The following is a 20,814-nucleotide window of genomic DNA, read 5'->3' on the forward strand; positions in this document are numbered from 1 at the left end:
TGCTAAACTTATATCATCTTTAAATATAGTAAAATAGTAGAAATATAATTAAATTTTGAGGTGAGAAATTTGGATAAATATGAATATCGGGTTAAGACCGAGCAGATGCTCGAATACGTGGAGCAGAAGCAGTATAAAAAAGCTATGGAGATCGCAGATACGATTGACTGGCGCAGAGTAAAAAATGCATCCATGTTGAATACCGTCAGTGAGATTTACGAATGTAACGGAGAGTATCAGAAGAGCAGGGATGTGCTGTTCCTGGCATATGACCGTGCACCTGGAAGCCGTAAAGTTATATACCGGTTAGGTCTTCTGGCATTGAAACTGGAGGACACACAGGAAGCTTCTGACTGTTATGAAGAATTTGTTAAAGTGGCACCGCGTGATCCGAATCAGTATATTTTGAAATATAAGATTCTGAAAACACAGGGAGCTGATCTGGAAGAACAGATTCGTGCGCTGGAAGATTTCAAGAAATCTGAATATGTTGAGAAATGGGCATATGAACTGGCATTATTGTATCACGAGGCAGGAATGACAGCGAAGTGTCTGGAAGAATGTGATGATCTGATCTTGTGGTTCAGTGAAGGCAAATATGTATATCAGGCGATGGAATTAAAGATGAAATACAAACCGCTGACTCCGCTTCAGCAGGAGAAGTATGATAGCAGACCTGGCGGAGTAAGACCGGAACCGGCATTTGACGAAGAGGATGCTGAGAGCGAAGAAGAGGATATGCCGGAAGAGAGTGCGGCAGAAGAGGCAGTCGAAGAAGAGAAAGCTTATGAAGCAGAACCGGAAGAAGTCGTAGAGGAAACTTGCGAAACAGAACCGGAAGAAGTTACCGAAGAAGCAGTGGAGCAGGAGGTTTACGAAGCAGAGCCGGAAGAAGTTGCAGAGGAAACTTATGAAGCAGAACCGGAAGAAGCGGCAGAGGACGTTTACGAAGCGGAGCCGGAAGAAGTTGCAGAGGAAGCTTACGAAGCGGAGCCGGAAGAAGTTGCAGAGGAAGCTTATGAAGCAGAGCCGGAAGAAGTTGCAGAAGAAGATGTTCCGCTGGAGACAATGGAACCTGCAAGTGATCCGGTACAGGAGATCAATATAGAAGAAAAGGCAATGGCTGAGAAGGAAGAAGAACTTCTGCTTGGCGGACAGATGAAGATTGAAGAGATCCTGCAGGAGTGGGAAGAAAAGCAGAAAGCAAATGCAGAAGCAATCAAAGAGCAGAAAGCCAAAGATGAAGCGCGTCTTGCAAAAGAAAGAGAAGAAGCAAGAAAACGCCGCGAAGCAGAACGACTTGAACTGGAGCGAAAGGCTGCTGAGGCTGAGGCAGAGCGCAAGCGTATAGCGGCAGAAAAAGAAGCAGCAAGAAAGCGTGCCGAGGAAGAAGCGAGAAGAAAAGCGGAAGAGGAAGCTGAGAGAAAGCGCAAAGCCGAGGAAGAAGCGAGAAGAAAGGCTGAAGAAGAAGCAGCAAGAAAGCGTGCCGAGGAAGAAGCAAGAAGAAAGGCTGAAGAAGAAAGAGCCAGAAAAGAAGCTGAAAAAGAAGCCGCTATCCAGGAAGCAGCCAAAAAGGCAGCAGAACGACTTGCAAAACAGCAGACAATGGGTAAGCCGGACGAGAAAGTTACAGAAGAAAAGAAAAATACACAGCGTCTGCCAGACGATATTTTAGATTTGGTAGAGCAGCTTGAAAGCAGAGCAGCAACACCTAAGACTTCAAAAATTGTACTGGATGAAGATCTGGATGATGAAGAAGATCTGGAAGATGCAGTATTTGGTGGAGCAGAAGATGACTTCGACGGTGATGATTTTATTGAGGATGACTACAATGAAGAAGAATATGTAGAAGACTTCGATGAGGAATATGATGAAAATGATTTCGATGAAGAGAACTTTGACGAGGAGCCGGTAGAAGAAGACTTCGACGAGGCTGATTTTGACGAAGGAGATTTCGGCGAGGAAGACTTTGATGAAGAGGATTTCGCAGAAGGCGGCGAAGATTTTGATGAGGCTGATTTTGACGAAGGAGATTTCACAGAGGAAGGCTTTGATGAAGAGGATTTCGCAGAAGACGGCGAAGATTTTGATGAGGCTGATTTTGCTGAAGGAGATTTCGGCGAGGAAGACTTTGATGAAGCCGATTTTGCTGAAGAAGATTTTGAAGAAGCATCCGCGGAGGAAGAAGATTTCGTAGAAGGAGATTTCACAGAGGAAGATTTTGCAGAGCCGGAAGAAGTATCTGCAGAAGATGAGCCGGAAGAGGTTTCTTATGAAGAAGCTGAAGAAGAAGACTTTGATCTGGATGATTTCTTCAATGATGACAAAGATGATGATACAGATCTCGGTGAAGCGCTTGAGATCGAGGAGCCTTCAGAGGCAGAGATACAGAAACGTATCAAGAAGTCTAAAGGTGGCGGAGTTCCGTTTGATACAGGATTTGTAGTAACCGGTCGTTATGACTTAAGTGCAACAAGTGAGATTGGTCTGAAAGCCGGACTTACAGAAGAACAGAAGAAGTTATTCTCTTACTTTGTACCAGTCAGAGGTATGAGTGAGCAGATTGTAGAAGTTCTGGATAATGACCGCCGTGCACAGAGAGAAGGAACTTCCAAGACAGGAAACCTTATGGTTATCGGAAGAAAAGGATCTGGTAAGACAGTTCTTGCTGTTGATATTGTAAAAGCAATCCAGAAACAGCGTAACCTGAAACAGGGTAAAGTTGCAATTGTAACAGGAGAGTCACTGAATAAGAAAGAGTTATCCAATATTATCCAGAAACTCCGTGGTGGAGCGATCATTATCGAAAAAGCCGGTAAGTTAAATTCCAGAACAGTAGAAGAGTTAAGCTATCTGATGGAAAGAAAGACAGGAGAGATGCTGTTTGTACTGGAAGATCAGAGAAAACCATTGGAACGTATTATGACAGCTAATCCGGATTTCAAACGCAAGTTTACTTCAAAACTGGAGCTGCCGGTATTTATCAATGATGAGCTGGTAACATTCGGTCAGACATATGCGAAGGAAAATGGATATAAACTGGATGAAATGGGAATCCTTGCATTGTACAGCCGAATCGATGTAATGCAGAGAGAGGATCATGCCGTAACAGTTGCCGAGGTTAAAGAGATTATGGATGAAGCAATCGCTCATTCACAGAAAGCAAATGTAAAACATCTTGCAAGAAGAGTCTTTGGAAAAGGAACGGATCACGCAGACCGGATCATCCTTAAAGAAGAGGATTTCAGAATTTAGTTTGACAATAAAAATAAATTCAAACTATAAATGAGAAAAAAGAGTTTTGACAGATAATGTTTGTCAAAACTCTTTCTTTTTACCTTGTTCTAACGTATAATAAATATATTACCATAAGAGTATGGGAAGGTGGAATTATGGCTGAAAGAAAGAAAAAAACATATGAGATCGGGGAGCTGGATCAGTATCTTTTTGGACAGGGGAACCATTACGAGATATATAAGAAGCTGGGATCGCACCGAGTAAAGGATGGACACCGTCAGGGTGTGTATTTTGCTGTGTGGGCACCGCATGCGAAGTCGGTATCCGTTGTCGGTGAATTTAACGAATGGGATACACAGGCGAATCCGATGAAGCGGGAAGAGCCGTTGGGAATTTATACGTGCTTTATACCAAAGGTACAGGAAGATATGATGTATAAGTATTGTATTGAGACTTATACGGGAGACTACATTTTCAAGGCAGATCCATTTGCAAACTATGCAGAGTTACGACCGGGAACTGCATCGAGAGTGCATGATATCAGTGAGCTGAAATGGTCGGATACGCAGTGGATGAAGCGCAGGGAAGACTGGGATCATAAGAAAGAACCAGTGTCTGTGTATGAAGCGCATATCGGTTCGTGGAAGAAACATCCGGGGTGTGAGGACGATGGATTTTATACATACCGGGATTTCGGTAAAGAGATAGTCAAATATGTAAAAGACATGGGTTATACGCATGTGGAGCTGATTGGTATTGCGGAGCATCCGTTTGACGGTTCATGGGGATATCAGGTGACAGGGTATTATGCACCAACTTCCAGATATGGAACCCCGCAGGATTTTGCATGGATGGTCAACCATCTGCATCAGCATAATATCGGTATCATTCTTGACTGGGTGCCGGCACATTTTCCGAAAGATGCACACGGACTTGCTGATTTTGATGGAACCCCAACGTTTGAATATGCAGATCCGAGGATGGGAGAACATCCGGACTGGGGAACGAAGATTTTCGATTATGGAAAGAATGAAGTGCGGAACTTCCTGATTGCCAATGCGCTGTTCTGGGTGGAATACTTCCATATAGACGGTCTTCGCGTAGATGCGGTTGCGTCCATGTTATATCTGGATTATGGAAAGAATGCAGGAGAGTGGGTGCCGAATAAGTACGGAGAGAATAAGAATCTTGAAGCGATTGATTTCTTTAAGCATCTTAATTCGGTTGTGCTTGGCCGTAATCCAGGTGCAATGATGATTGCTGAGGAATCTACTGCATGGCCGAAGGTAACCGGGGATGTGGAAGATGACGGACTGGGATTCAGCTTGAAATGGAACATGGGCTGGATGCATGATTTTACAGAATATATGAAATTGGATCCGTATTTCAGAAAAGATAATCATAATCTGATGACATTTGCAATGAGTTATGCATATAGTGAGAACTATATTCTGGTTCTGTCGCATGATGAAGTTGTACATCTGAAGTGTTCAATGTTGAATAAGATGCCGGGACTTGGATTTGATAAATATGCGAATCTGAAAGTCGGATATGCATTTATGATGGGACATGTCGGTAAGAAACTGTTGTTTATGGGACAGGAATTTGCACAGCTCCGTGAGTGGAGTGAGGAGAGAGAGTTGGACTGGTATCTTCTTGCAGAGCCGGAACATCAGGCGATTCAGAACTGGGTACGTGATCTTCTGCATTTGTATAAGAATAAAAAAGCGATGTATGAGGCAGATCATGAATTTGGTGGCTTTGAGTGGATCAATGCTGATGACACATACAGAAGTATTTTCAGCTTCATGCGTCATTCCAAAGATGGCAAGAAGAATCTGTTGTTCGTATGTAACTTCACACCGATGGAAAGAGCAGATTATCGTGTCGGTGTTCCGAAGAGAAAACAGTATAAGTTGCTGCTGAACAGCGATGAAGAGAAATACGGTGGAACGGGTGAGAAACGCCCGCAGGTATACAAAGCACAGAAGCAGGAATGCGACGGAAGACCATATTCATTCGCATATTCACTTCCACCATACGGCGTAGCAGTTTTTGAATTTTAAGAGTAACTATTCAGAACCAAGTATAAAAAGAAGAACCGGATACACATGTTTACATGTGAGTATCCGGTTCTTCTTTTTATACAGGTGACTCGAATAGAGTCACCGCCCCGAACATGAGCAAAAGAGCTGCGAAGCAGCGGAAAAGCGCGAGGAACGCGCGATTTTGCGAATGAGCGGGGATGGTTCTGAAAAGTAAAAGAAACTCGAATAGAGTCACCGCCCCGAACATGAGCAAAAGAGCTGCAAAGCAGCGAAAAAGCGCGAGGAACGCGCGAATTTGCGAATGAGTGGGGAAGGTTCTGAATAGTAAAAGAAACTCGAATAGAGTCACCGCTTAGCTATTTCACTTCCTCCATCGTCGGGATAGAGACAGCCGCTCCCGCTCTGGAGCAGGTAATGGCAGATGCTTTTGACGCCAGTTCCAGCGAAGCAGGAATATTTTTGCCGTGTAACAGTCCAGATAAAAAGAACCCGGTAAATGTATCTCCGGCAGCGGTTGTGTCTACAGCTTTTATTTTAAAGGCTGGCTGATAAATCTGTGTGTCGGAAGAGAGATACATAGAACCTTCTTCGCCGAGTGTCAGTACAAAATCGTTCTCAGGGAAAAGCTCCTGCAGTCTGGAAGCAAGCTCTTCATTATCGGAAATATCAGCATCCGACAGTTTGCTCTTAATCAGCCCGGCAGCTTCAATCTCATTTACAAAAAACAGATCGATGAGATGCAGCGGAAGTTCAAAAATCTTCGCATCCATTGGAGATGGATTCAAGATGATCTTCATGCCTCTGGCTTTCGCATTGATAATGATATAAGAGAGCTGATTGATCTCATTCTGGAGAACCAGATAATCTCCTGAGCCAAAATGAGAGAGAACTTCATCTGCATATATTGTTGTGATTTGCTGGTTTGTTCCGCCATAGAGAAGAATACAATTGTCTCCCTGCACATCATTCTGGATGATTGCATGCCCGGTTGGCGTTTTGGTGTCGGTATGCAGAAATTCTGTATGTACTCCGGCAGCAGTCAAAATGTCAGAGAGAAATTGTCCATCGGCTCCGATGACTCCGGCATGCCAGACTGACATGCCGGCTTTTGCAAGGGCGATAGACTGGTTCAGTCCTTTTCCACCCGGATATTGTTTTAAATCTTCGGAAGAAAGGGTTTCCCCTTTCTTCACAAAGTGCGGTACTTTATATACGTGATCAATATTTAATGACCCGAAATTCAGTATTTTCATACCTGTATCCTCCGTCTGTAAAATATCGAAAGTACAGTGACTTTAGTTGGAGGAACTGTCGTCCGAAGAATTGCTGTCTGAGGAATCTGAATCACTTCCGGTCAGTCCCTTGAAAAAGTTCACGACTTTATCCCACCAGCCTTCAGTATCTGCATTCTGAACTTTGTCTTTGATATCGTCCAGTGTGCTGTTGCTGACAACATCACTTCCGAGAATATCATCTTTGGTCTGGCTGATGATTCCACCGGAATTGCTGTCATTTCCGCCGAAAAATCCTTTGATGTTATCGACTAGTTTTGTGAAGAAACCTTCGCTTTTGCCTTCCAGGTTGTTCAGCGTCTGCTGAAGAGATTTGACATCGTAATCATACTGGGAAATCTTCTCCATCAGGGATACGATCTTATCTTTCTGCTCGTCGGTGAGATTAACGTCCAGATCTTTCGCTTTTTCATCGACTGTATCTGCAATCTTATCTTCGTCGCTGATATCATTTGCAATGACATTTTCTTTGACATCGTTCATCAGATCCGTTGCCTTGTCCTGTCCGATATCGTCAGCAAGTTCACCGGTAGTTACAAGCTCTTCTGTAGCGGCTTCTTTCTGCCCTTCGTCCAATTTCTCACCGCTTGCAGTCTCATAAGCCATCATGATTCCGGTTAAAGCACCGGTTCCGGATACTTCGATCGGAGATGCCGCAACAACGTTGCAGTTTTCTACGCCGGAAGTTGTCAGAGTGCTGGCAATCATGGAACTGGTTACAAATGTAAGGTTTGCGACCTTCACCTGGATACCGCCGCTTGTAGTTGGCTCTACATAAGAACAGCTGTAGGTCTTGTGACCAATCTGCGCTTCAGATGCAATTCCTTCCATATATTTACGTTCGTCCTGATTGGTAACTTCGATCGTTTCTACACTGTCCTTGCTTGTCCCGAAATATTCATACATAGACTTCTTCTGGTCGTCTGACAGGTTTGTCCCGATCGTAACAACTTTGGAACTGTCTGCGTTGGCGATCATCGGAAGACTTGCACATGTAAGTGTAACTGCCAGAGCAAGTGGAATGATTTTTTTAAATTTTTTCATAATAATGGCTGTTGCCGTACCTCCTTTTATGACTGGTATTACCAGATGTATTTTTAATGAGTTTAAATAAAAATGATGCCAGAAGACTGCAGAAATGTATTGATTTTGCAATCTTTTCCATTATTATATGGGAGCTGGCATCATTATAGTATCATAATCGTTTTGGTTTGCAAAGAAAATCCGTCTTAACTCTTTCTGAAGATTTTCTTTAGGCGTTTTTCTAATATAGAAGAGGAAATCAGTCCGCCGAAAGAGGCGAGAACTGTACCGTTTTTAAAGCAGACGAATGTCGGGACGAGATCATCCGTATAAGTTTTGGCTAAGAGTGGTGATTCGTCAATGTCTACTTCTATAAATAAATACTGCGCATGGTATTTGCCGGATATTTCTTCTGCAATTGGTTTCATCATTGCACATTTTGTGCACCAGGATGCGTAAAACATCACAACGACCGGCACGCCGGAATTGTGTATAACAGCAGGAAAATTTGCTGTAGTGACATGCTTCATAAATCAGCCTCTTTTCTTCGTATGGCAGTCCGTGTCTGTATTCAGGTACCGGCATACTTCGCAGAAAGAATGTAAAAGACATGAGAATGGTCTGTGACAGCGCCTGTTGCAAATGTTGGTAAAACAAAAACAGGAGTGCCGTCGTCTTCGTTTCGGTTTCATGAATGTGTACCTCTGCACAGACTATTGTTACTTTATTATATGATACAAAGTAAAAAATGCGTATGATGAACGTGCAAGAGGCATATGCTTATTTCCTTGCCGCAATCAGTTTGTTGATCGGATGTTTCATGGAAGAGAATTTCTCCTCGTATTCTGTCATGACATTGCCTTCGTTCATGGCAGGATCATGATGCAGGTCATAGGTACATGCGGTCATTTTCCAGATGTCGGATGTTTCCAACTGTTCGGTGGAGAAATCAAAGAGATCTCGGTTGTCTGTTTTAAATTCGACAGTGCCATCCGGAATGAGGATCTTGTCATAGCGGGCAAAAAATTCTGCAGATGTCAGACGTCTTCTTGCATGGCGGGCTTTCGGCCATGGATCGGAGAAATTCAGATAGATCCGGGATACTTCATTTTCAGCAAAAACTTCCGGAAGATCTGTGGCATCCATACAGATAAAGCGTAGATTCGGAAGATGGAGTGTGACTGTTTCTTCGGATGAAGAATCGGATGTTACCTCCAGTTTCTCGACAGCACGTAGAAGAACGCTGGAATAACGCTCGATGCCGATATAGTTGATATCTGGGTTCTGCTCTGCCAATGTCAGAATAAACTGACCTTTTCCCATACCGACTTCAATATGAAGTGGATGATTATTGTGAAAAATTTCGCTGTTCCATTTGCCACGGAAGTGTCGCTCATCTTTGATTACCATTTCTGAATTGGCAAGTACGCTCTCCGCACGGGGTATATTTCTTAATCGCATAGAATGTTCCTTTCTGATATTATCCTTATTAAATACATTTTTTCATGTATATTGCATGTGCTTTTTCAGTTTAACTTTTGTCCTTTAAAATGTCAAATTTGCTATGGATTTTTCTAAAAATAAGAGTATTATATAACATATACATAAAAATATGGAAAAAGAACGGAGGCGGATTATGGATTCTGTAATAGAGCAGTTGAGCGAAATTGAAAAAACAGCAGAAGATATTGTTGAACATGCCGAAAAACAGAAGACGGAGATTGAACATCAGATACAAAATGAACGAGACGTGTTTGATCGGGAAACAGAGCAGGCTATACAGGAAGAGCTTTCCAGAATTCGTACGCAGGCAAAAGAAAAAATGGATGCAGTTATGGAGGAGCAGAGGGAGAAGAACCAGAAGCTTCTGGAAGAACTGCGAAAAGAATATGAAGAAAATCATGAGGCGTATGCCAGAGAGATATTAGAACATATCACAGAGGTATAGAACATGGGAAATGTTATGGCTTACAGCGGAATTGTCACGAAAGTCCACGGGATGCAGGCGAAACTTCTGTCGGAAGAGGAGCTTGAGGAAGTCGCATCCAAAAAGACAGTTCCGGAAGTAATTGAGTATCTGAAAGAAAAGCCGGCATATGCAGAGTATATGAACCGGCTGGAGGTAAAACTTTATCATCGAAGGAATGTTGAGAAAGTGCTGTATCAGTCTTTGTATGCAGACTGGTCCAGACTGTTCCGGTTTGCGGGAATGGAACAGAAGAAGTTTTTGAAAGTTTACTGGAAACGGTATGAAGTGGATTTGATCAATTACTGTCTTCGTATCGTATTTAATCATTATGAAAAACCATTTGATCTGGAATACAAGAAAGACTTTTTTGACCGGTATTCACAGATCTCGATTGACAAGATGATTACGTCCAGAAATATTGACGAGCTGGTAGATAATTTACAGGGTACGGAGTATTATGAACCGCTCATTAAGATAAAAGATTCAGGTGCAGCGACGTTGTTTGACTATGATCTTGCACTGGATCTCTATTATTTTACGACACTTTGGAGAAAACAGCGCAGACTGCTTAAGAAGAAAGAGCTGGAGATCTATACGCGAGACTGCGGAACAAAGATTGACCTTTTGAATATCCAGTGGATATACCGTGCGAAGAAATATTATCATTTACTGCCGCCGGATATTTATGCACTTACGATTCCAATCCATTACCGGCTGAATCTGGAAGATTTTAAGATGCTGGTAGACACACCGAGTGTGGAGGAATTTCAAAATCGGCTGGACGAAACATATTATGCGAAGAAATATGAGATCGGGAAGGAACAGAAGACGATGGAGCAGATCTATCAGGACTGCCTGCGTCAGTTGTACCTGTCAGACCGAAGGCGAGAGCCGTATTCGATCGCATCGATCAGCACATATCTGTTTTTAAAAGAAGAAGAAATTAAAAAGTTGACGACAGCGTTTGAATGTATTCGCTACGGATTAACAACAACAGAGACTTTAGCATATATGAAAGGGGTGATTCGATGATCGTCAAGATGAAATTCTTAAGCATAAGCGGGCCGAAGACAGACATTGACCGTGTCTGCGACCAGTATCTTTCTAAGTATGAGATGCAGTTGGAAAATGCAGTGGCTGAGCTTAAGACAACGGACAATCTGCAGCCATTTGTAGATTTGAATCCTTACCGGGAACCGCTCGCGAAGGCGGAGCAGTTTACGGCAATGATCAAGGATGACAAGATCTGTCCGAAAGCAGTGACATCGCAGGAGGAGATGCTTGCAATGATCCGGGAAGTGAATCATGATTTTCTGGAACTGCAGGAACAGAAAGAATTATTAAAAAAGAAAGTAGAAAGTTTACGGGAAAGACTGGATGTATTGACACCGTTTCAACCGCTGGATCTGGATCTGTACAAAGTTATGCGTTACCGCTATATGAAGGTGCGGTTTGGACGGATTTCGGTAGATTATTTTAATCGGCTTGAAAAATATTTATTTGATGATCTGAATGCAGTATTTATAGAGGGAGCAAGAGATGAGAATTATGTCTATGGATGTTATTTTACATCCAATCCGGAAGCGAGCAAAATAGACTCTGTATTTAATTCACTTCATTTTGAGCGGATCAGCCTGTCATCAGATTTTATTGGAACGCCGACACAGGCATGTGAGGAATTACAGAAAGAGATTGGTAAAACGAAAAAGAAGATCAAGAAGATTAAGCAAAGTATCCGTGTGCTGGTTGAAAAGCATGCGGCAGAACTGTTAGGAGCGCAGAAGCGTCTGGAAGAATTGTGCAATATCTTTGATGTGCGTAAGATGGCAGCGCGGATTGAGGAAGGCGACAACAAGGAAGAGTATTATATCCTGTGCGGATGGATGGGCGAAGAAGATGTCGCTAAATTCCTGGAAGAGACGAAAAAGGATGATAAGATATTTGTTGTAGTGGAAGAAGACAGAGAGAAGTTCTTCGGTGAACCGCCGACAAAACTTAAGAATCCGAAGCTTTTCAAACCGTTTGAGATGTTTGTACGGATGTATGGGCTTCCGGCGAATGATGAGATGGATCCGACAATGTTCGTGGCACTTACTTATACATTTATTTTCGGCGCGATGTTCGGAGATGTGGGACAGGGCTTCTGCCTGTTTGCAATTGGTGGAATCCTGTATTTGACGAAGAAGATAAATCTCGCGGGAATTATATCGGTTGCAGGTATTTTCTCAATGGCATTTGGATTTATGTTTGGAAGTGTATTTGGTTTTGAAGATGTGATACCGGCACTATGGTTGAAACCGGTAGAAGCTATGACAAATCTGCCATTTATCGGGCAGCTGAATACGGTATTTATTGTGGCGGTTGCCTTTGGCATGGGACTGAACCTGCTGGTGATCCTGTTCCAGATGATCAATGCGATAAAAGCACATGATAAAGGCAATCTGTTATTTTCCAATAACGGGCTGGCGGGATTTGTATTTTACGGATGTATCATTCTGACAATCGTTCTGTATATGACAGGACATAAGACGCCGAGTAATATTTTACTGGCAATCTGTCTTGGCATACCGGTCATCCTGTTTGTATTTAAAGAACCTCTGACGAATCTTGTGGAGCATAATCACAAGAAACTCGAAGAGGGAAAAGTGATGTTTCTTGTGCAGGGATTTTTTGAATTATTTGAAACGATGCTGAGTTATTTTTCCAATACATTGTCTTATGTGCGAATCGGTGCATTTGCAGTCAGCCATGCGGCGATCATGGAAGTTGTACTGATGTTGTCTGGAGCGGAGAGCGGAAGCGTGAATATCTTTGGCGTGATTCTCGGCAATGTGATCGTGTGCCTGTTAGAGGGACTGATTGTAGGAATCCAGGTACTCAGGCTGGAATATTATGAAATGTTCAGCCGTTTTTATAAAGGAACCGGAAGAGAGTTTAAACCATTTGATCAACATAAAAAAGAACATTAAGATCTGGAAAATAGGAGGATATTATTATGACACTGACTGTAAAATTACTGCTGATCGCAACTTTGATTCTGAGTATCATCATACCATTTGGGTATTATCTGCTTGGCGAGCAGTCGAAAAAACGCTATAAAAAAGCAATCGGAGCAAATGTGTTTTTCTTCTTTGGAGCATTTCTGATTGCGGGAATTATGTTATTTGGCGGAGACACTGTACATGCAGCAGAAGCTGCAACGCAGACCGCTTCTAATGCAACCGGATTCGGATATCTTGCCGCCGCACTTGCAACCGGTTTATCCTGTGTCGGTGGAGGTATTGCCGTAGCCAGTGCGGCAAGCGCAGCGCTGGGTGCCATCAGTGAAGATTCCAGCGCACTTGGAAAATCACTGATCTTCGTAGGACTTGCAGAAGGTGTTTGTCTGTATGGACTGATCATCTCCTTCATGATCCTTGGTAAATTGTAAGATGAAAATGTATCTGATCAGTGATAATATCGATACTCTGACAGGAATGAGGCTTGCCGGCGTAGACGGCGTGATGGTGCACACGCGGGAAGAGCTGCGCAGTGCCATTGAAGAAGCGATGCATGATAAGACCGTTGGAATTATCCTGCTGACAGAAAAATTTGGAAGGGAATTTCCAGATCTGATCAATGAGATTAAACTGGAAAGGACGATGCCGCTTCTGATTGAAATTCCTGACAGACACGGAACCGGACGAAAAAAAGATTTTATCACTTCGTATGTAAATGAGGCAATCGGACTGAAGTTATAGATAGGAAGAAGGTGGCATGCTTGACATTAGAGGAGAAAATAAAGCATCTTCGCACGAAGGCGATGGAAGAAGCCCGTGGCGAAGGAAATGCAATCATCAAACAGCATGAGGATGCGCTCCGGCAGCTTGCAAAGCAGCATGAAGAAGAGGTGAAACGTCAGGTAGAGACGCGGATCAAAGCAGAGCAGGTAAGTGCAAAGCAGCAGCTCAATATGGCAATGTCAAAGGCGCAGCTCGAATTGAAAAGAGAGATCAGCGCGACGCAATTTGAATTAAAAAAAGAACTGTTTCAGGAAGTGGAAGAAAAACTGAATGATTATATGCAGACACCACAGTATCAGGCACTTCTTGTTACTTATATAGAAAAGGCTGCCGGATTTGCAGATGGAAAAGAGATGACGATATATCTTAATCCGTCGGATGCAAGATGGAAAGATTATTTGGAAGAGCATACCGGCATGAAACTTACGATCAGTAAAGAAGATTTTATTGGCGGGGTGCGCGCGGTAATTCATGAAAGAAATATATTAGTTGACTATGCGTTTAAGGGAGCGCTGGAAAATGAATCCCATAAATTCTCATTCAAGGGAGGTGCGGGAATTGACTAGCGAAAAGACTGGAAAGATATATGGCATTAATGGCCCCGTTATCTATCTGAAAGGGAAGAATGGATTTAAAATGTCGGAGATGGTCTATGTCGGAAAGGAACGCCTTGTCGGTGAGGTGATTTCTCTGGATAAAGATCTGACAACGATCCAGGTATACGAGGAGACATCGGGACTGCGTCCGGGAGAAGAAGTTACGGCATCGGGCGCTGCTGTCTCTGTGACACTGGCTCCGGGAATACTAAATAACATATTTGATGGAATCGAACGACCGCTTGAGAGAATCGCAGAATCAGGAGGTGCATTTATCACACGTGGTGTCAGCGTGGACGAACTGGATAAAGAAAAATTATGGGATACACATATGACAGTGGGTATCGGTGATCTGGTGCACGGAGGAATGATTATTGCAGAAGTTCCGGAAACGCGTGCAATCGTGCATAAATGCATGGTGCCACCGGATGTAGAAGGAAAAGTAATTTCGGTTGTACCGGATGGACAGTATACGATCAAGGATACGCTGATAACACTGGAGCTTGCGGATGGAACATTAAAAGAACTGTCAATGACACAGAGATGGCCGATCCGTGTACCGCGGCCGGTATCGGAACGGTATCCGGCAAGCGTACCGCTTGTAACCGGACAGAGAATTCTGGATACCATGTTCCCGATTGCAAAGGGCGGAACCGCCGCAATTCCTGGAGGATTCGGAACCGGAAAGACGATGACACAGCATCAGATCGCAAAATGGTCCGATGCAGATATTATTATTTATATCGGATGTGGAGAGCGTGGAAATGAGATGACACAGGTTCTGGAAGAATTTTCCGAGCTGGTCGATCCGAAATCCGGCAATCCTCTGATGGATAGGACAGCGCTGATCGCAAATACTTCTAATATGCCGGTAGCTGCCCGTGAAGCATCTATTTATACCGGACTCACCCTGGCAGAGTATTATCGTGATATGGGGTATGATGTGGCGATTATGGCAGATTCTACTTCACGATGGGCAGAGGCACTGCGTGAACTGTCCGGACGACTGGAAGAGATGCCGGCAGAAGAGGGATTTCCGGCTTATCTTGCATCCAGACTGTCCGCATTCTATGAGCGTGCAGGTATGATGCAGACATTAAATGGAGCAACCGGATCAGTATCGATCATCGGTGCAGTATCGCCACAGGGTGGAGATTTCTCTGAACCGGTCACACAGAATACAAAGCGTTTCGTGCGCTGCTTCTGGGGACTGGATAAATCGCTGGCGTATGCGAGACATTTCCCGGCAATCCACTGGCTGTCCAGCTACAGTGAATATCTGAACGATTTAAGTGGATGGTATTCGGATCACGTATCGCCGAAGTTTGTAGATTACCGGAATCGTCTGATGGCAATTCTGAATCAGGAGAGCAGTCTGATGGAGATTGTAAAACTGATCGGTGGCGATGTACTTCCGGATGATCAGAAACTGATTTTGGAAATTGCAAGAGTGATCCGTCTTGGATTCTTGCAGCAGAATGCATTCCACAAAGATGATACATGCGTTTCGCTGGAGAAACAGTTTAAGATGATGGATGTTATTTTATATTTATATAAGAAAAGCCGGAGGCTGGTTGCGATGGGTATGCCGATGTCTGTGCTGAAAGCCGAAGGGATTTACGAAAAGGTAATCGCTATTAAATATGATGTGCCGAACGATAACCTGCAGCTTTTGGATCTGTATAAACGGGATATTGACGAGTTCTACGATCGTGTCGTAGAGAAGAATGCATAAAGGGGGAGTAAGTTGTGGCAATTGAATATTTAGGACTGAGCAGCATAAACGAACCTCTTGTTGTGCTGGAAGGGGTACAGGATGCATTTTATGATGAAATTGTAGAATTTGTAGTAGATCATAAGATCCATAAAATGGGAAGAATCGTGGAACTTGATGAGGACAAGGCAATCATCCAGGTATTTGAAGGTACGGAAAATATGTCGTTGGACAATACGCATACCAAGCTGACCGGACGTCCGATGGAAGTTGATGTGTCCCCGGAGATGCTGGGGCGTACATTTAACGGAATCGGCGAACCGATTGATGGACTTGGACCGATCACGGCAGCAGACAGGCGGGACATCAATGGGCTTCCGTTAAATCCGGTAAAGAGAGAGTATCCGAGAAACTATATCCGTACCGGCATTTCAGCAATTGACGGACTGACAACACTGATCCGTGGGCAGAAGCTCCCGATTTTCTCAGGAAACGGACTTCCGCATGACCAGCTTGCGGCGCAGATCGTGAAGCAGGCATCACTCGGCGAAGGTTCGGACGAGGAGTTTGCGGTTGTATTTGGCGCTATGGGTGTCAAACACGACGTGGCAGAATTTTTCCGCAGAACATTCGAAGAGAGCGGTGTATCCGATCATGTATGTATGTTCCTGAATCTTGCAAATGATCCGGTTGTTGAACGTCTGATCACGCCGAAAGTGGCACTGACAGTGGCAGAATATCTTGCTTTTGAGTGTAATATGCACATCCTTGTTATTCTGACAGATATGACATCCTTTGCGGAGGCGATGCGTGAAGTATCTTCTTCCAGAGGAGAAATCCCGTCAAGAAAAGGATATCCGGGCTATCTGTACAGTGAGCTGGCAACGATTTATGAGCGTGCCGGAATTGTAGAAGATTCGACTGGTTCTGTGACACAGCTTCCGATCCTGACGATGCCGAATGATGATATTACACATCCGATTCCGGATCTGACCGGATATATTACAGAAGGGCAGGTTGTTCTGGACCGGAATTTACACGGGCAGGCAATTTATCCGCCAATCAGTATCCTGCCGTCACTGTCCCGTCTGATGAAAGACGGGATTGGAGCAGGCTACACAAGAGAAGATCATCAGGATCTGGCAAATCAGTTATTTTCAGCTTATGCAAAGGTGGGGGAAGCGAGAAATCTTGCCTCCGTTATCGGAGAAGATGAGCTGTCACCGATCGACAAGCAGTATCTGAAATTCGGAGAAGAATTTGAAAAACGATATATCGGTCAGGGCCCAAAAGAAAACCGTACGATTCTGAATACGCTGGATCTCGGCTGGGAACTTTTAGGTTTACTTCCAAAAGAGGAATTAGACCGAATCGATACGAAACTGGTTGATAAATATTATAAGAAAAAAGAAGAGACGGATGAGGAAGAAAGTGAATCATAAGAAATAATTTTATTTCTATGACAGAGACCAGAATGAAAGCAGAAAAGGAGGCAGAGTATGGATCCGAGAGAATTTCCTACAAAAGGAAACTTAATGCTTGCCAAAAACTCGCTGGCACTGGCGCATCAGGGCTATGATCTGATGGATAAGAAGCGGAATATTCTGCTCAAAGAGCTGATGTCACTGATTGATGAGGCAAAGGATATTCAGGAAGAGATTGACCAGACATTTACAAAAGCATATGCATGCCTGCAGCGTGCGAATATCGAGCATGGAATCAGCAAAGTGCGGGAACTGGCATTTACCGTGCCGATCGAAGATTCTATCCGCATCCAGACGCGGAGTATTATGGGAACAGAGATCCCGCATGTCAAATACGATGCAAAGCAGAATGATCTGACGTATTCGTTCAGTACAACGAGAGAGTCGATCGATATTGCGCGAGAAGCATTCCGGGAAGTGAAAGATCTGACCATCAAATTGTCGATGGTGGAGAATGCGGCGTATCGTCTGGCAACGAATATTAAAAAGACACAGAAACGTGCCAATGCGCTTAAGAATATTACGATTCCGATGTACAGCAATCTGGTATACACGATCAGCAATGCGCTGGAGGAAAAAGAAAGGGAAGAGTTTACCAGATTGAAGGTGATTAAGCGGATGAAGTCGTAGAGGATTATATAATAATGAAATATAAGAAAAAGACTTGACAATTTTTGCGTGGGGGGGAGACTAAAACTAAAAAAGGGAGGCACAGGGGAATGAAAAAGTATAAAAAATATTTTATCATTACACTTATGTTAGCGTTCGTGTTTAGTTTTAGTTTTACTTCTTTACCGGTTTCAGCTGCATCAAAATATGGAACATATGGTAGAAGAACATATTACTATACTGTATCAAAAGCTAAGAATATTAGAATTGAAAAAAGAGGTAAAGCTGTTGGCAAGTATTTAAATGAATGGATGGAAGGCGGCGTGAAATTAGCTGTGAGCTATGCAATGGGAAATTATTCGATTCCATTTAGTATTGTCGAAATAATGGTTGGAGATGGTGGCGTTAAATATGATAAAAAATCATATTCATCCTATGTTTTTCAGGCAAAATATACGACAAGAAATATTTTTTATTATCAGGACAATGCAAAGAAAAAGAAAAAAGTAGTACTTTCTGATGAAAAAGGTGTAGCAGATGTGTTTTATGAATTTCATCCAGTTGGAGTTGGTTTTAAAAAGTCGACATATACTAAAAAATTAAAAAGTAAAGCAACCGTTAAAACAACTTATTATGATAAAAAGTCAAGGAACTTGGAAAGATGTAATATATTGGCAAATCATAATACAAAAGAAATGTGGACAATATCTTCAGAGCTTCTGACAGAAAAGTGGAGAAAAAAATAGCTCTAAAAGGAGTTGTCTCTTGTTGAGGGAAAATAATGAAAAAAAGAATTTTAATGTGCATAAGTACTGTTGTTGTAGTTGGAATTATAGCAATAATTATAGTTTTGAATGGACATACGACATTGGTAAGACAAATAGACAAAAATTTAGGTTCATCAACAAAATGGAAAATTATATCTGTCGAAAAAATGGAGAGTGATGAGAATCCAATTGTACATGACACAGATTTGCAGACGGTAATATATAAGAATCTTATTGATGAAATTAAAAAAACAAAGATGAAGCGTAAACGCAGAGAATTAGGGATGGAAATAAAAAAGCCACTCTATACAATGACAGTTTCTTCGGATAATGACTATATAACATTTACTGTAAATAATGAAGGTGAAATTCACTTAAATCAAACAGATATAACATATATTATTTTAAACGAAAATTCAAAACTATATGATGTACTCAAACAAAATTTTGGCTTGAAAAAATGATTAAAAGAGATAACAAAATAGTTAAGTGAAAGAAAACAGCTACGATATACTGTTGTGTAAGTATATTGTAGCTGTTTTAGCTGTCAGGGCATCCCCACTTTCTCTGGAACTTTTAATATGGCAGCTCCCGTTTACGCTGATGTTGACAGTTGTGCATGAATTGATTCACGGAATTACATGGGGAATATTTGCAGAAAAACATTTTCAATCTATAAATTTTGGCGTGATCTGGAAGATGCTGACGCCGTACTGCCATTGTTCGGTACCACTTAAGAAATGGCAGTATGTATTGGGAGCGGCAATGCCAACACTGGTTCTTGGAGCAGGGTTGGGAGTAGTGGCAATCATGACAGGCAATCTTGTGTGCCTTTATCTTGCGGAATTTATGACTCTCGGCGGCGGTGGAGATTTTTTGATTATTATGAAAATATTACGATATCACTCTGACAAGGAAGACCAGGTATATTATGACCATCCATATGAATGTGGAGTTGTTGTTTTTGAAAAATAGAACAAAAAAGAAATAAAAATAAGTTGAAAAGATGATTTGATAGTGCTAAACTCCTATAAAAGCATCTTTTTCTTTTGCGCTTTTAAGCGTGTCTTATTCATATCTAAAGTATCTGAAAGGAATTCATGCTTTTAAATTTCACTAATAACAGCAGGAGTCCTGAAGGTACTAACGAAGACCGCACAATTTCTTGTGAAGGACTCAGAATAAAGAAGGGAGTATTTCATGAGAAAAAACAGAGAGTACAAAAGTGATGTATTTTCCATGTTAATGGAAAGCAAAGAAAATGCGCTGGAAGTTTACAATGCATTAAACGATTCGGAATATACCAATCCGGAGGAAGTGGAGATTGTTCAGTTGGAGCGGGGCGTGTCGCTCTCCATTCGGAATGATGCTTCATTCATTATTGATATGAACATCAATTTTTATGAGCATCAATCCACATACAATCCCAATATGCCACTTCGAAGTTTAATCTATTTTGTAAATACATTGCAGGACTGGCTGAAAGATAATGACAAGGATCTATTCAGCAGAAGACAAATACAGATACCGACACCGCATTTTATCGTATTTTATAATGGGACACAAAAAAGAACGGAATACGAAGAAATGAGACTGTCGGATTCGTTTTACCACAAAGCCGAAGAACTGCAGATAGAGATCATCTGCAAAGTTTATAATATCAATCCGGAAAACAATCAGATTTTGAAAAGAAAATCAGCAGTACTGGAAGGATATACATATTTTGTGGAAAAGGTAAGGGAGAATCAAAGGCAGGGAATGAATCTGGAAGAGGCTGTGGACAGTGCGATAAATGATTGTATAACGAATCATATATTGGAAGATTTTTTCAGAAGCAGGAAGGATGAAGTGAAGAAAATGACACATCTGGATTATACGTGGGAAAAGCGGGAAAGGTTAATACGCATGGAAGAATATGCAGATGGCGAAGCGGCTGGAATACAGAAAGGCGAAGCCGCTGGAATACGGAAGGGCAAGATTGATTCGCTGATGGAAATCTTGCAGGAACTTGGCGATATTCCGGAAGTACTTCAAACCCGGATTGAATCAGAAAAAGACCTGCAGGTTTTAACGAGCTGGCTGAAAGCAGCCGCGAGAGCAGACTCTTTGAAAGAATTTCGAGAGAAAACAGGTTTGAATATTTAACGGTACTGCACCGTGGGTTTAGTCCGGAAATTATTTAAGCTATAAAATAAAAATTGTAACTAGTATGAATGAAAAGAGATTGGCGTATCAGTTGAATGATATGCCAATCTCTTTTTCAATCAATTCAGATTATGTAAGAAAAATATCA

Annotated in this window: 19 protein-coding genes; 15 read left to right on the forward strand and 4 right to left on the reverse strand. The window is 42.3% G+C overall.

All coding sequences use genetic code 11. The features are described 5' to 3' along the window. Positions 1-69 precede the first annotated feature (69 nt). On the forward strand, positions 70-3,255 hold the full coding sequence (locus tag DW125_RS06380; RefSeq protein WP_330411820.1) for a hypothetical protein: 3,186 nt from the start codon (positions 70-72) through the stop codon (positions 3,253-3,255). A 137-nt stretch (positions 3,256-3,392) separates the two neighbouring features. After that, positions 3,393-5,303, forward strand: a complete 1,911-nt coding sequence (glgB, locus tag DW125_RS06385; protein WP_117537471.1) for a 1,4-alpha-glucan branching protein GlgB — start codon at positions 3,393-3,395, stop codon at positions 5,301-5,303. A gap of 338 nt (positions 5,304-5,641) precedes the next feature. Here the strand turns inward: glgB and DW125_RS06390 are convergent, their stop codons facing one another. The 4 genes from DW125_RS06390 to trmB form a co-directional block, all read right to left on the reverse strand. Next, positions 5,642-6,538, reverse strand: a complete 897-nt coding sequence (locus DW125_RS06390) for a ribokinase (RefSeq protein WP_117537473.1) — start codon at positions 6,536-6,538, stop codon at positions 5,642-5,644. A gap of 42 nt (positions 6,539-6,580) precedes the next feature. Beyond that, entirely contained in the window at positions 6,581-7,621 is a 1,041-nt protein-coding gene (locus DW125_RS06395; protein WP_117537475.1) for a DUF1002 domain-containing protein, read from the reverse strand. Between the two features lie 185 nt (positions 7,622-7,806). Continuing rightward, on the reverse strand, positions 7,807-8,130 hold the full coding sequence (locus DW125_RS06400) for a thioredoxin family protein (RefSeq protein ID WP_117537477.1): 324 nt from the start codon (positions 8,128-8,130) through the stop codon (positions 7,807-7,809). Between the two features lie 250 nt (positions 8,131-8,380). Next, on the reverse strand, positions 8,381-9,061 hold the full coding sequence (trmB, locus tag DW125_RS06405; protein ID WP_117537479.1) for a tRNA (guanosine(46)-N7)-methyltransferase TrmB: 681 nt from the start codon (positions 9,059-9,061) through the stop codon (positions 8,381-8,383). 175 nt (positions 9,062-9,236) lie between these two features. Between trmB and DW125_RS06410 the strand changes: the two genes are divergently transcribed. The 13 genes from DW125_RS06410 to DW125_RS06470 all read left to right on the forward strand — a co-directional run bounded on the left by DW125_RS06410 (position 9,237) and on the right by DW125_RS06470 (position 20,666). Beyond that, on the forward strand, positions 9,237-9,548 hold the full coding sequence (locus DW125_RS06410; RefSeq protein WP_117537481.1) for a hypothetical protein: 312 nt from the start codon (positions 9,237-9,239) through the stop codon (positions 9,546-9,548). 3 nt (positions 9,549-9,551) lie between these two features. Beyond that, positions 9,552-10,601, forward strand: coding sequence for a V0D/AC39 family V-type ATPase subunit (locus DW125_RS06415; RefSeq protein ID WP_021860416.1), 1,050 nt, complete (start codon positions 9,552-9,554; stop codon positions 10,599-10,601). After that, a complete protein-coding gene (locus tag DW125_RS06420; protein ID WP_117537483.1) occupies positions 10,598-12,538 on the forward strand; it encodes a V-type ATP synthase subunit I in 1,941 nt (646 codons plus the stop codon). The genes DW125_RS06415 and DW125_RS06420 overlap by 4 nt, the downstream gene beginning before the upstream one ends. A gap of 26 nt (positions 12,539-12,564) precedes the next feature. Further along, positions 12,565-12,999 (forward strand): ATP synthase subunit C, encoded by a 435-nt coding sequence (locus tag DW125_RS06425; RefSeq protein WP_117537485.1) that lies wholly within the window; start codon positions 12,565-12,567, stop codon positions 12,997-12,999. A gap of 1 nt (position 13,000) precedes the next feature. Then, positions 13,001-13,309 (forward strand): V-type ATP synthase subunit F, encoded by a 309-nt coding sequence (locus tag DW125_RS06430; RefSeq protein ID WP_117537487.1) that lies wholly within the window; start codon positions 13,001-13,003, stop codon positions 13,307-13,309. Positions 13,310-13,329: 20 nt separating this feature from the next. Further along, positions 13,330-13,917 (forward strand): V-type ATP synthase subunit E, encoded by a 588-nt coding sequence (locus DW125_RS06435; protein ID WP_117537488.1) that lies wholly within the window; start codon positions 13,330-13,332, stop codon positions 13,915-13,917. Further along, positions 13,871-15,682, forward strand: coding sequence for a V-type ATP synthase subunit A (locus tag DW125_RS06440; protein ID WP_442873174.1), 1,812 nt, complete (start codon positions 13,871-13,873; stop codon positions 15,680-15,682). Before DW125_RS06435 ends, DW125_RS06440 begins: the two co-directional genes overlap by 47 nt. A 14-nt stretch (positions 15,683-15,696) precedes the next feature. Continuing rightward, on the forward strand, positions 15,697-17,103 hold the full coding sequence (locus DW125_RS06445; RefSeq protein WP_117537492.1) for a V-type ATP synthase subunit B: 1,407 nt from the start codon (positions 15,697-15,699) through the stop codon (positions 17,101-17,103). 57 nt (positions 17,104-17,160) lie between these two features. Beyond that, the gene (locus DW125_RS06450) at positions 17,161-17,775 is read left to right on the forward strand and encodes a V-type ATP synthase subunit D (RefSeq protein ID WP_021860409.1); all 615 of its coding nucleotides are present in this window, start codon (positions 17,161-17,163) and stop codon (positions 17,773-17,775) included. Between the two features lie 89 nt (positions 17,776-17,864). Further along, a complete protein-coding gene (locus DW125_RS06455; RefSeq protein ID WP_021860408.1) occupies positions 17,865-18,500 on the forward strand; it encodes a hypothetical protein in 636 nt (211 codons plus the stop codon). Positions 18,501-18,535: 35 nt separating this feature from the next. Beyond that, the gene (locus tag DW125_RS06460; RefSeq protein WP_021860407.1) at positions 18,536-18,985 is read left to right on the forward strand and encodes a hypothetical protein; all 450 of its coding nucleotides are present in this window, start codon (positions 18,536-18,538) and stop codon (positions 18,983-18,985) included. 25 nt (positions 18,986-19,010) lie between these two features. Further along, positions 19,011-19,496, forward strand: a complete 486-nt coding sequence (locus DW125_RS06465) for a DUF3267 domain-containing protein (protein WP_021860406.1) — start codon at positions 19,011-19,013, stop codon at positions 19,494-19,496. Between the two features lie 225 nt (positions 19,497-19,721). Next, the gene (locus DW125_RS06470) at positions 19,722-20,666 is read left to right on the forward strand and encodes a hypothetical protein (RefSeq protein ID WP_021860405.1); all 945 of its coding nucleotides are present in this window, start codon (positions 19,722-19,724) and stop codon (positions 20,664-20,666) included. The last annotated feature ends 148 nt before the right edge of the window (positions 20,667-20,814 follow it).

It is taken from the genome of Dorea sp. AM10-31 (genome assembly GCF_003435815.1).
Taxonomy (GTDB): Bacteria; Bacillota; Clostridia; order Lachnospirales; family Lachnospiraceae; genus Dorea_D; species Dorea_D hominis.